The sequence below is a fragment of the Sediminicoccus sp. BL-A-41-H5 genome (assembly GCF_050632405.1).
Classification (GTDB): Bacteria; Pseudomonadota; Alphaproteobacteria; order Acetobacterales; family Acetobacteraceae; genus Roseococcus.
This window is the reverse complement of sequence record NZ_CP192601.1, coordinates 2,238,800-2,253,417: the sequence shown is the minus strand read 5'-3', so window position 1 is coordinate 2,253,417 and position 14,618 is coordinate 2,238,800. Positions and strand designations below refer to the sequence as shown.

Here is a 14,618-nt window from a genome sequence, read left to right as displayed (position 1 = left end):
ACATTCGCTTCCGCGGCCCCTATGTGATCGCACTGCTCACCACCAGCACGAACGCGTCCTTGTTGGGCTTTGTGACGACCTCCAAGCTCATCTCGGAGGAGGCCTTCAGCATCACGGCAGCGGGAACCGGCGCCAGCGTCACCCTCGATGCCAGCCTGGCGGGAGCCCCCCTCGGGCAGTCGCGCAAGGTCTATGTTTCCGGCAAGATTTTGTCGGATAGCGCGATCAACATCACTGCCGGTACGGGTGGGCTCGAGGTCGCTGCCGCCGGTTCGCTTGATGTGCTGGATGGCAGCCTCGTTGTGGATGCGGGGACGGGTGGTTCCATCAGCGGCCGCCTCTCCGCCTCCGGCACCGGCCATGACGTGACCGTCAACGGCACGGGCGAATTGTCGCTTACGGCCATCATCGCCGCCGATGGTGATGTCACGGTGCATCTTCTGGAGGGCAGCGGCGACGGCCTGACGCTGGGTCCAGCCGCGCATCTCTACACCACCAATGGCGGCGCCATCACCATCTCCGCCGTGGGTAACATCGCATTGAAGAGCGAGATCGGTCCCGACAGCACGAATCTGTCCCGACTGACCGTGACGTCCACCCAAGGCAATGTGGCGCTTGATGCGACGACAGGGATCATCGACACCCAGGCGCCCATCAGCATCTCCGGGGCGAGCGTCGACATCAATGGCGTGATCGATGCACAAGGCGTGGATGCGGGCGGCGACAAGGCGCTTTCCGTTACCGCGACCAATGGCGCTGTGAACGTCTATGGGCAGATTTCCGCTTCTGCCGGTACGGCGCGGTTTGCCGCCAATGCGACTGGACCGACGAGCCCGGCCAGCGCGGGCATGTTCACTGTTGCGGTCGGATCCATCACGGCGGAGAGCGTGGTCGTGACGGCGGATGACATCCGCATCGGGACCAGCACGGATTCCGGTGCGGTCGAGGGCGTCTCCAGCGTCTCCCTGACCGCGATCGGTGATTTGTTCGTGGCGGGCGGTACCAGCGCCGCCATAGGCCGTGTCATTGCCTCGGGGATTGGTTCCAGCATCACGCTGGATGCCGGCAGCGTCGACATGCGGGGCGTGGCCCATGCGGGCGCGACCATCATCAGCGGCAATGTTGCTGCCGCCGGCAGCAGCGCGACACTGACGGTGCTAGGGGCCAATCTCTCGCTGGGCTTGGCCGATGGTGGCGCCGCAGCCAATGCCATCGGCGCTCAGCTTCGAGCGACAGGTGCTGTCGCGATCAACATGACCGGGAGCATCAAGACCGGATCAAGCAGCGACATCACCGTGGCCAATCAGGCTGGCGGAACGGGTCGAATCGACATCGATGGCGGCGGCAATGCCGTGCTCGATGGTATCGTCCAGACCTCCCGCGCGGCGGGCGTCATCGAGGCCGACGTCGGTGGCTTGCTGACGATAGATGGCGTGCTGAACGCGGGCGCCAACGTCGATCTGGCGGGCGGTACGGATACGGCGGCCAGCAGCACCGGCTTGCTGCTGTCCGAAAGTGCGAGCCTGGACGTCGCGGAGGATGGCAGCATCACCCTGACCGCGGTCGGGGATCTGCGTGTCGAGGGCGGGATAGGCCCAATCTATGACGACAACGGCATCAGCCGCGTCAAGCCCGCCACGGTCAGCCTGCACAGCGATGCGGATGTCTACGTGTCGAGCGATGTGAATGCGCGTGACGCTGTCATCGTGAGCGGCGACGACATCAATATCCTCGCCGGTGCAACCATGCGCAGCCGTGAGGATGCCGGCACGCTGAAGCTCAAGGCTTCGGAGAACCTGCTCGTTCAGGCTGATGGTGTACTGGCCGCACCGGCGCTGGCGGTGTTGACCGGCCGCCAAGTGAACCTCGACGGCGATATCACTTCGCCGGGCGAAGTGGTCCTGAATGCCGTCAATCTGCTCAGCGTGACGGGCAGCGCCACGGCAACCGGCGGCGCCCTGTCTGCCCGCGCCGGCGTCAGCCTTGGCTGGTCGGAGGGCAAGTTGGCTGGCGTGCTGACGCAGGCCGAACTCACGGGCGGCAGCGTCGATGTCACCGGCGGTGGCACATTGGCCGCGGGGGGCGTGCTGACCATCCTTGCGGGCGACGATGCGAGCTTGGCATCGGCTTCCAATCTCAACGCTGGGACGCGTGATCGCGTCGTCTACAGCATGACGCCCACGACGCTCTATCGTGACATCGTCACGGGCAGCACACGCACGGCGATGGGCACCCAGACCGTCACGGAGATCGTCTGGACCGACACGGTCGAGACGGTGCAGACCGGCACGGATAGCGTCCCCATTGGAACCAGCTACTACACTTTCGATGTGACCTTGACGCAGAGCGCCTATTACAACGGGAAGTCGGTTCGCGAGTACTTCATCGAAGGTATCGACTACTCCAATACGAATGTGACCTGGAGTGGCACGGCGGTTACCGACCGCCGGACGTTTGGCGAATTGACGGATTCGCAGAAAACCAGCGTGCTGAGCTACCTCGGCTACAAGCGCCTCTACGAATTGAGCTACGCCAACTATAAAAAGAACAGCACGATCGACGGCGTGACCACCTCCGTTGCCGCGACGCCGGCCTGGGCCACGCAGCCCGTGACGAAGTCGCTCTCCAGCCTGTCCGGCTGGGAGGGCATCTACATCCAGGCACCGAGCGGCGCGATGGATGACCTGCTGCGCGTGATTTCGCAGGGCAGTGCGACCGTCACGAATGAGACGGTGGGCCGGTACCAGGATACGGCGAAGGTCCGCTACACGCAGGACAGGACGACCACCACCGACAGCACCATGGGTGCGAACGGCGTTGCAATCGATGACTGGGATAACAGCCCGGCGCGATGGGCCGTCAGTTACAACAGCAACGGCAGCCGCAAATTCGAGGTCTATGACGGGCGCGTCGCGGCCGCCGCTGTTTCGCAGGCCAACACGCCGGTCTGGGTCAGCGATTCTTCCTACCGGGACAGTGTGGCGGATATCAACGGCACGAATGTCCGGGCGCAGGCGAGTTATCTGGATACGACACTGACGGTGGCTTCCAGGGTCCAGGTCAGCACCAGCAGCGTTCAGGCGGCGACCGACCCGCGGCTAAGCGCAAACTACGCCTGGGGTGAGTGGCAATACGGAAACGAAGAGCAAATTGGTGGGCCGCGCTCGAATGGGTGGGATAACTATGACTGGAGGACTACCAGCCAAACTGCAAACGAGTGGAAGCAATACAAGACCCGGCAGACCAAAGGTGGTGGCGTCGAAGGTAAATATCGCCGTTATGGCCAGGAGCGCATCGCTAATTGGGATTTCCAAAGCTGGAACTCGGGTACAGTCAACAGTACAAACATAAACTATGATTATAACTGGACGTCAAAGTGGGTAAATATAACAGACACGCGCTCGACCATGTCCTTCGCGGCGGTCTCCCAGTCGTCCGACGTGATGGGGACGCGCCCGATTTATGCGACCGTCACCAAGAAGGCCGCGACCACACAGACACATAGCGAGACCATCTGGGCGGATGTCACCAACATCACCAATACGGCGGAGACGGTCTACACGCGCGTCCAGGATACCCCGCCGCTCAGGGTGGGCTATGGCGAGTTTGGTGGGACCGCGCTGACGGGTTCCAGCATCGTCATCAATGCCGGTGGCCGGGTGAACCTGCAGGGCATCGCCACTGCCTCCCTCGGTTCGATTGCTGTCACGGCGGGCGGCAACCTGACCGTTGAGGGCAAGCTGCCGGAAGGCCGCGTGGCTGCGAACACGGATGCGGCGGTTTCGGTGCTGACAGCTGTGACCGGCCTGACACTGACCTCCGGAGGCTTGCTGACTGCCGGCAATGCCAGTTCCCTCGTGACCACAGGTCTGACGGGGAATGTTACGCTCAATTCCGACAACGACCTTCTTCAGTACGGCGCCATCACCACCGTGGGCGGCAATATCCTGCTCAATGCTGGCCAGGATGGGACTGGCGGCATCACCGGCTCGGTCGCTGCCGAATTGGTCGCGGGCGGCGTCGCGGGTGGGATCAGCCTGACAGCTGGGACCTCCTCCGGCAGCATCAATACTTTCGGCACCTTGATGAGCGCGGCCGGCCAGCTGGCGCTCACGGCAAGTTCCGGCTCCATCAGCGCGACGGGTGAGGCGCTGACCGCTGGCTCCATCGCCGGCCTGGCCGCAACAGGTTTCACGGCCACGGGCAGCGCGGCCACCGCCGAAATCTCGGTGACGGGAACAGGCGATATCGCCCTGATCGGCATGACGGCGATGACCGTGACCTCCGCCACAGCCGCCAATGGTGCTGTGACGTTGCGTGGGCGCGCCGCACTGACCACGGGCAGTGTCAGCGCCACGGGCGCCGTCACGCTCGGGATGGAGTCCAGTTCCGCCACACTGACAACCGGCAATGTCTCTGGCAGCACGATCACTGCCACCTCCGCTGGCGCCTTCAGCCAGACCACGAGCACGGTCTTTACCGCGACCGGCGTGACCATGGTGGTCAATGGCGGTGTCAATCTGACGATGAACGCCAGAGATCTCGATCTCATGGCCGTCGCGGAAGGCGATGTCGTGATCGGGAACACGGGCACGGAGAGCCTGACCCTGACGCGGGTGAAGGCGGCAGACGGAACGGTAGCGGTCACGACCGCGGGCGACCTCGCTGTGACCTCCGTTGCTGGCAGCAGTGCGGTGGGCGCTATCAGCCTCACGTCGAGTGCGGGCGCCATTACCAAGTCCGGCTCGAATGCGGTGCAGGTGAGCGGTCTCTCCGTCGCGCTGAATGCTGCAACGGGCATTGGTTCAAGCGTCGCGGCGCTCACGCTGGAAACGGCCGACATTTCTGCCACGACGACGGCGGGCGATCTCTACCTGGTGGCCGCGCCTGCCACAGGCACCACTTCCTCCGTCCTGGTGCGGCGAGCTGACGCCGATGCCGGCTCGGTGGATGTGAGGTCTGGTTCCGGGGTGAATCTGTCTGTCCGCCACGCCAGTGCCAGCGGTGCTTCGAGCGACCTCACGCTGTATGCCGGTGGCAATCTGGAACTCGTCTATGGAACGGGTTCGAGCTACGGGATCACGGCGGGCCGGAGCGCAACCTTCCACGCAGGTTCCATGTTGCTGCTGGGCAGTGCGGCCAATCCAGTGGTGCCCGACGCGGTGGACACGCTGACCTTCCATTCAGGCAACGCCTTCAGCCTGCCCTCGCGCACCTATGCGGCGAAGAATATCGTCATCGAATCCGACACGAGCGTGAAGATCGACAGCGATGTGACGATGGGCGGCGACAGCTTCTCCATCACCTCGGGCGGCTACATCTCGGTCACTGGCAAGATCCGTGACGCCAGCGGCGCCATGGTGAAGCAGCTGAACCTGACCACCGCGGGCAGCGTGGCCCAGACGGTGGAGACGCGGGATGCGCTGACCGGCGATCTCGTCTATCGGGGCGCGAGCGGCACGCTCTACCGCTATGATGGCGCCTTCTATCAGATCCAGCGCGGCGGCCTGTATCTGCGCAGCGGCATCGAGTTCACCGGCACGGGGGGGGCGTCCAGCAAGACGTTCCTGACCGACACCGCCGACGAAAACTACACGCAGATCTGGGATGTGAGCGGCAGCAGCGTCGGCTCCCAGATCCTGAGCAGCGATGCCCGGTACAACAGGATCGCCATTGGTGGTCTGGTGCGTGACTATGTGAGCAACAGCGACACCGCGAGCGCTGTGGTTACAACCCATCTGGAGTATCTGGGGGATGTGACGCTCGGCCTCGGCAGTCTTGCGCATCAAGAGGTGAATATCTCGGCAACGCTGGCGGGCGCGAAGGTCGAAGTCTCGACCAGCGGCAGCCTCAATCTCGACCTCATGGGGATCACGGCCGCCGCCGCCACGATTCTGACGGCGGGTGGCAGTGTGACGAATGCGGCTACAGGCCGCCCCGAGAAGGATCTGATCACCGACACGCTGACGATCACGTCCGGAAGCGGCATTGACCTTCGGGGAATTGCCAACACGCTGAGCATGACTGTCACCGGGAACGGCAACGCCAAGTTCCGCGATCTCGATACGGATGAGAGCAAGACATTCACGCTGAACACGGCCATCAGGGCGGGCGATGTCTATCTGTCCACCTCAGCGACGCTGCTGGTGGAAAGCGTCGTCCTCTCGACCGATGTCAGCGGCAACTCCGTCACGCTGCGCGGCAATGCCGGCGTGCTCATCGACTGGATCAGCGCTGGCTACCTTTATGGCGCTGTCGAGATCCTGACATCCAACTACATGTATGAGACGGGCTACAACAACGCGACGGGTGGTGACCTCGGGATCGACGTGACGGCCTACAGCTTCAACGCCAGTTCGCTCAACGACAGCAACACTCAGCATATGCTGGAGTTCTACACCAAGACTGCGCCCGTCAGTGGCGGTAGTATCGACAAGATCTTGGTGCTGAGCGGCAATCAGAATTTCGCCGGGGGCGATTTTGCGGGCCTTGTCGACATCACCGTGACGGGAAACCTCACGCTGGATGATGCGATTTCCGCGGGCTCCACCATCACATTGCGGGTCAGCGGCACCCTCACCATCACCAAGGCGCTGGATGCCTATGATGTGATCAGCATTACGGCGGGTAGCATCGTCTTCGCGAATGCCCTCGCTTTGGAAAGCAACGGCTTCGATGTCAGCCTGACTAGCACGGCCGGTGGCATCACCATGGCCGCCAACAGCTCGATCAACAGCGGCGGCGCCAACATCGCCATCGTCTCTGCGGGAAGCGCACTCGTGACCGGCCTTACGGGGGGCACGGTCGACATCACGACGACCAGCGGGTCGGTGAATGTTGCAACCGGCACCACCAGCGCCGCCGTTGTCGCAGACAACGTGAACATCACCTCGGCCGGAGGTATCGGGACCACTGTCGCCTTCCTGATCTCGACGCCAAACCTCGACAGTGTCGTGTCCAACGGCACGACCAATATCCGCATCGAGGAAAGCAGCACGGTCGGCAGTGTGAGCACGAATGGTGGGACGTTCAGCCTGGTCAGCACGGGCACGCTCGACCTGACGGCAGCGGTAAGCGCCGGCGCCACGATGATCGAGGCGGAGGGCGCCGATCTGACCATGGCGGCCAGCAGTTCGATCAATGCAGGCAACGCTTCGGTCAACTTGAAAGCGGCCGCAAACCTCACCTTCTCCGAGCTGACGGGCGGGGTTGTGGCGCTGATTTCCACCTCCGGCGATATCCTGCGCGAGAGTGCCGATGCAACGGTCGTGGCAAGCACTTCGCTCGCGGTGACGGCAAGTGGTGATGGCGGCACCAGCTCCGCACCGATCCTTGCGACCACTCCCATCCTGACAGCCGATGTCGGTGGGGAGTTCGCCATCGAACTCTCCGGCGCCACTTCAGCCGGGGCGCTCAGCATCGATGGTGCTACCATGATCGTTGCCGGTGGCACCTTTACCATGACGGCGGCAGTGACGGCCGCATCGCTGGATCTCACCACCACCACAGGCAGTGTCACCATGGGGGCTGCCGGCTCCATCGCCGCTGGCAGTGGCACGGTGATCATCGACTCCGCTGGTTCTGCCACGTTGCGCGCCGTGACGGGTGGCGCGGTCAGCGTCACCGCCGACGGTGCCATTACCGCGACCGGGGCGACGCGCGCCATCAATGCGGCGAGCCTGATGTTGGATTCCGGTGCCGCAATTGGCTCTGCGGCCAACGCGCTGTCGGTCGCCGCCGATGTCATCACCTCGGTCGTTGCGGTCGGCGATGTCCGCCTTGCCCTGGCAAGCGCAACGAGCCTGGGTGCGACAGATGCGGGCGGGATCATCGACATCGATGCCGCAGACAGCCTGTCCCTGACCGGCAACATAGACGGCACCGCCGTGGACATCACCACGACTGCCGGCAGCCTCACCATGGGGGCGGCCATGACACTGGTGGCCAATGGTGGTGCCGTCACACTGGGCAGCGCCATAAATCTGGGCATCTCCGCCGTGTCTGGCGGCAGCATCACGCTGAACAGCTCAGGCAACATCTTCCGCACCGCAAGCGACAGCGTCGTGAACGTCACCGGCACGCAGCTGAGCGGGACCGCAGTCGACGAGATCGGCTCCGAGGGTCTGGAGTTGCGGGTGGCTGTCGGGACCATCAGCAGCCTGACCTCCACCTCCGCCGGCATGGCCATCCAGGCCACCACGGACACTTCCGTCGGAACACTGCAAGCGGCCGATGTCATCCAGCTCTTGGGCGATGCATCGGTGACCCTGACAGGCGGCATCAGCGGCGTTGGCGTGACGGTCGTGACGTCCGGCGCCGGCGCTGCCGGAGCCTTCACGATGGGTTCCGGCACGAGCATCGCGGGTGGCACGGGAACGGTCAGCCTCGGTATCGGCGGCAACGCGACGCTGGCGAATGTCAGCGGCGATGTCATCACCGTCACGGCGGCGGACAATGTCCTGAAGGCGGGACCTGGCGTGCTGACCGCGATCAGCAGCCTGAGCGTCACCGCGACGGCGGGCGATCTCGGCACATCCTCCGCCAGCCTCTCGATTGTAGCGCCGGCGATATCCAGCGTCCTGGCGGGGGGTGATGCGTATCTCTCGGTCACGGGCAGCGCGACCCTGGGCACCGTGGACACGGGCGATGAGTTCAGACTGATTGCGACGGCCAGCCTCAGCCTCTCCGATGTGGTCAATTCCGATGGTGCGCAGAACATCACCGCCGGCAGCATTCTCTTCACCTCGGCCGGCACGATTGGCCAGGTGACGACGTCCAACGACGCGGTGACATTGAGCGCAACCAGCGGCGGCATCACCATGCTCGCCGACAATTCCCTCGATGCCGGCACCGCGACCGTGACCTTCGATGCCATCGGGGCCGTGACGCTGGCTGGCATCACTGCCGGCACAGCCGATATCACCTCGGGTTCCACCATTGCCACAGCGACGGGTGAGACATCCGCCGTCATCATCGCAACGCATGTGGCCCTTGATGCCGGCAGCAGCATCGGCAGCATAGCGACGCCCTTGCTGCTCACCGCAAGCTATATCGACAGCATCGATGCCGTGGGGCGGGCAGTCATCACCACCACCGGGGCCGTCTCGGTGGGGGCCGTCACCGCGGCGGGCGGCCAACTGACCCTGACCACTGGCGGTGGGTTGACCATGACGGCCGACTCTGCCGTGGGCAGCGCGCTGGTCACGGTGAACAACGGTGATCTGACCATGGGCGCCGGTGTCACGCTGAACGCCGGGGCCGGCAACATCACCTTCGTCTCAGGTGGCGATATCACGATCGGCGATATCGTGGGCGGCACGGTCGTGGTTACCGCGGTCGGCGGGATCCAGGGCGACCCCACGGTGTATCCTTTGGCGGATATCGATGCCGCCGTCTCGCTCAGCATGGAAGCCGGGGCTGATGTGGGCATGGTTGCGGCGCCCCTGCGAATCAAGACGCCCAGCCTGATCAAGCTCGATGTGCGAGGCGCCGCCTATATCGACGGCGAGGGCGCCGCCACGGTGGCCGCCGTGACGACGGATGGCGCCCTGGTCATGCGCCAAAGCGGCACGCTGACCTTCACTGACGCGGTGTCGGCTGCCTCCGCCAGCTTGACGACGACCTCCGCGGGCAGCGTCAACATGACGTCGGCCGCGACCTTCTCGACCGGCGCGGGTGCCATTCATGTCAGTGCGGCCGGCGGTGTTGCACTCCACGGGATGACGGGCGGCGCCATCGACATCACGGCACTGGGGGGCGCGATCACCAAGGTCGGCACCGGCCTTTCCGTGACCGCGACGACGCTGGCCCTCGCAGCCAGCGGCGCCATTGGTGCGTTGGGCACGCCCTTGGCCGTGTCGGCCCCAACCGTCACGCAAGTGACCGCCGGGGGCGCAACGCGCATCAGCGTGACCGGCCCGACCAGCCTGGGCGTGACCAGCGTGGCGGGTCTGATCGACCTGGCGGTCACGGGCCGCCTAGATATCGCGGGCTCTGTGACCTCCTCGACGGCGCAGAACATCGGCATCGCCGTCACTTCGGGCGCCATCGTCATGGCGGCTGGTACCGCCATCGATGCGGGAGCGACAGGCGATGTCACGCTGACCACGACAGGCAGCGGCAACATCTCCGTGACACGCGTGACCGGCGATGATCTGCGCGTCACCGGGGCCGGATCGCTGCTCTCGGTCACCTCGGATGGTACCGCCAACTTCACCGGGACCACCTTCGGCGCAACCCTGGCGGCCAAGGTCGGCGCCACGTCGGCTGCGCCGGTCACCGTGGACGTGGGAACGATCACGGCCGTTACAGCCCTGGCGGGAGCCATTTCGCTCAACAGCAAGTCCGCGGTCAGCATCGGGACGCTCGACGCCTCCGAGGCGATTTCGCTGGTCGCGCAAAAGGCGGTCACCCTGACCGGCGGCATCACGGGCGCGGGCGTGACCGTACAGACCACCGGCATCGGGACGAATGGCGATTTCACCATGGGTGCCGGTGTCCTGCTCGATGCGCGGCCAGGCGCGGCAGCCCTGCCAGGAAATGCGGTCATCACCACGACTGGCACGGCCAAGCTCGCCAATATCAAGGGCGGCGTCATCAGCGTGACTTCGGGCGCGGATGTGCTCGAAACCGACGCTACTTCCCTGATGACGGCAACCGGTAGTCTCGCCATTTCGGCCACAGGGGTGATCGGGACTTCGTTGGCGACGGTCTCCATCGTCGCGCCCAGCATCACGGCGCTGCAATCCGGCGGCAGAATGTTCGTCGATGTGACGGGCAACACGACGCTCGGTCGCCTTGCCGCCGGACTGCATGCCCAATTCTATGTGACCGGCAATGCCGGGGTGACGGGCGCTGTCAGCGGCGGTTTCGTTGACATGAAGTCCAGCGGCGGATCGCTGACCTTGCAGGACGGGTCGAGCCTGGTGGCGAGCACCCGCGCCTTGCTCTCGGCCTACGGAGATCTTGGCCTGTCGTCGGTGACTGCGCCGCTGGTGGATCTCATCAGCACCACCGGCAAGCTGACCGACACGACGGTGGCCGAGACCGCCAACGTGACCTCACCGGGCACCATGACTGTCGCGGTCAACGGTGCCCTGGGTGAGACTGGTCTCGGCGACCTGAATATCGACGTGCGTTACTGGAGCGGCAGTACGGTGGGCGGCGCTGCCTATTTCCAGACCGTGAACCGCATCGACATCACGGACCTGACGGTGCAGGGCTCGGTGAATGCCGAGGCGCGCGGCTCCGTCGGCTTGCTGGGCAGCGTCAACCTCGGCTCCCTCACGCTCAACATCGTGGGCAGTGCGACATCGCTCGGTGACCTGGTGTTCAACGCTGCCGCCCTGCTGAAGACCACGGGCGCCGTAGCTGTTTCCAACACTGGCAGCATGCTCATTGGCCGCATCGAGAGTACCGATATTGTCCTGAACTCCGGCAGCTTCATCAGGGACGTGCGCGTCGGGACAACCGCCAATCTGGTGGCGACCGGTTCCATCGCGATGGATGCCAGGGGGGATATCGGCAGCTCCATCGCCGGGACCAGCCTGGTGGTCACTGCGCCCAAGATCTTGCGCTCCAACTCGGGCGGCATCACCGACATCAATTCCACCGGCACCATGCAGGTGGACGGGATGACCTCCAGCGCCGCCCTCACCCTGACAGGAGATGCGGCACTGACGTTGGCTGGTCCCGTGCGCGGCACCAACGCGACGATCCGCACATTGAGCGGCAATCTGACGATGCTGGCAGCCGGCTCCGTGGATGCCGGCGTGGGCGTCGCGACCGTGACCGCCTTTGGTGATCTCATCGTCAGTCGTGTCGGTGGGGTCGGTGTGGCGCTTGTCGCGGGGGGCGCCCTGACCATGTCCTCCACGGCCACCGCCACAACCGGAACCGGTTGGGTTTCGCTGACCAGTTCCGGCGACATGCTGCTTGGCAAGCTTTCAGGCGGGACGGTCACACTGCGGAGTACGGCCGGCTCGATCCTGGACGGTACCGCGGATGAACTGGCCAATGTGAGCGGCACTTCGCTCTCGATCATCGCGGCAGGCACGCTGGGCGTGACTGGCGCGGGTGACATCGATGTCGCGCTCACCGGCGCGGTGACGGGCAGTTCGGGTGGTGCGGCGTGGCTGGATTCCACATCCGCGCTTTCCATCGGAACCTTCACCGCCGTCGGCGCGATGAGCGCCAGCACGACGGGCGCGATGTCCCTCACCGGCGCACTCTCCGCCGCGGGCATCACGCTCGCGGCTGGCGGCGCGCTCACCATGTCGGCCACTGCAACCATCGCCGCAGGCGCCACTGCCCTGAGCATGACAGCTGGCGGCAATGTCGTCCTGGGCACCATCTCAGGCGGGGCGGTGACCTTGCGCAGCACGGGCGGCTCGATCCTGGAAGCCACCACGACGGAATCGGCCAATGTGACGGCCGCTTCACTCTCGGTCATCGCGGCTGGCACGCTGGGTGCGGCTGCGGCCGGCGATCTTGATATCGCGGTCAGCGGGTCGGTGACCGGCAGTTCGGGTGGTGCGGCGTGGCTGGACTCTACCGCCGCGCTCTCCCTTGGTGGGTTCACTGCGAGCGGCGCGCTGACTGCCAGCACGACGGGGGCCATGTCCGTGACAGGCGCGCTCTCCGGGGCGGGCGTGACACTGACGGCCGGCGGTGTGTTGACCATGTCCGGCACCGCGACCATTGCGGCTGGTGTTTCTGCGTTGAGCATGACGGGGGCCGGCAATGTGACGCTGGGCCGCGTCAGCGGTGGAGTGGTGACCCTGCGCAGCACCACGGGCTCGATCCTGGACGGCACGGCGGATGAGTTGGCCAATGTGACCGGCACTTCGCTCTCCGCCACTGCGGCGGGCACGCTCGGTGCGGCGGGGTTGGATGATCTTGATGTCACCGTCAGCGGTGCAGTGACCGGCAGTTCGGGCGGCGCGGCCTGGCTGGACTCCACATCGGCGCTTTCCATCGGCGCATTCACTGCCACTGGCGCGGTGAATGCCACTACGACGGGGGCCATGTTGCTCACCGGCGCCCTGCGTGCCGGAAGTGGCGCAACCCTCACAGCGGGCGGCGCCCTCACGATGTCTTCCGCGGCGAGCATTGCAGCGGGCAGTTCCGCGCTGAGCCTGACCAGCCTTGGCGACATGACATTGGGGCGGATCACGGGCGGCGCCACCACCCTGCGCAGCACGGCGGGTTCCATCCTCGATGGAACCACCGACGAGTTGGCGAATGTCACTGCCGCCTCGTTGTCGATGACCGCCGCGGCGGCCATTGGTGGAGCGGCCGCGGCCGACCTCGAGCTTACCGTGACGGGTGCTGTCAGCGGCGGTTCGGGCGGTGCGACATGGCTTGCCTCGATCGGCGCACTCAACCTGGATGGCTTCACCGCGTCGGGCGCGCTTGCCGCCTCCGCGACGGGCGCCATGTCGCTCACGGGCGCGCTGTCAGGTGCCGGGGTTACGCTTGCGGCGAGCGGGGTGCTGACCATGTCTTCCGCGGCGACGCTCACTGCTGGAGCCGCGGCAATGTCCCTGACGGCAGGCGGCAACATGACGCTGGGCCGAATCACGGGCGGCGCTGTCGCGTTGCGGACGACAACTGGCTCCATCCTGGATGGGACAGCCGATGAACTGGCGAATGTCACTGCCACGTCACTCTCTCTGACTGCGGTGGCAGGGCTGGGGAGCACAGGCGACGGCGATCTTGACCTTGCGGTGGGGGGGGCTGTGACCGGCAGCGCAGGTGCGGCCGCGTGGCTCGACTCTGCGGGCGCCCTCTCTGTCGGAGCCTTCGCGGTGACCGGAGCACTCAGCGTCTCGACGGCGGGTCTCCTCTCGTTGACGGGTGCTGTGTCTGGCCGGGGAGGCGTGGTCATGACGGCTGGAGGCGCGCTGACCATGTCGTCAACGGCAACGCTCACGGCGGCGACGGCCGCCGTGTCGCTGACGGGCGCGGGGGACGTGACCTTGGGCAAAGTCACTGGTGGTGCGGTCGCTATCCGCAGCACCGGTGGCTCCATCCTGGATGGTACAGCGGATGAATTGGCGAATGTGACAGCCACCTCGCTGTCGCTGATTGCGGATGGCGCGCTTGGCACCATCGGCGGCGCCGGTGTCGCGGATATCGATGTGGCGGCGACGGGCGTGCTGACCGCCAGCGCCAAGGGGGCCGCCTGGCTGCAATCGGCCGGCGCCTTGTCGCTGGGGGCCTTTGTCATCGGCGGTGGGCTGGCCGTCACCACCGGAACAGCGATGACGCTGACCGGCGCAATCCTGGCGGCGGACGCTGTTCTGACCTCCGGGGCAGCGCTGACGATGGCTCCCGCCGGGACGCTGAACGCCGGCGCGGTGACCATGACGGCTGTAGGGAACATTACGCTCGGTAGGGTCGTGGGCGGGGCGGTGACGATCCGCAGCACCGGCGGGTCGATTCTGGATGGGACAGCGGACGAGCAGGCCAATGTCACCGCAACCACTCTCTCCCTTCTCGCCGCAGGCTCCTTGGGGGCGATCGGTGCGGGCGACCTTCAAATCGCCGTGACGGGTGCCGTGGTCGAGACCTTCGGTGCCCGCCAGATGAAATACGTCACCCGGCTGACTGTGTGA

At 65.4% G+C, this 14,618-nt stretch carries 1 protein-coding gene (cut by a window edge); it reads left to right on the top strand.

Annotation, left to right across the window (positions count from 1 at the left end):
* Nucleotides 1-14,618, top strand: the 3' portion of a protein-coding gene (locus tag ACQ860_RS11130) for a beta strand repeat-containing protein (RefSeq protein WP_431303435.1). 14,233 nt of this gene lie to the left of the window's left edge; only the last 14,618 of its 28,851 coding nucleotides appear in the window; the start codon falls outside the window, past its left edge; it ends in the stop codon at nucleotides 14,616-14,618.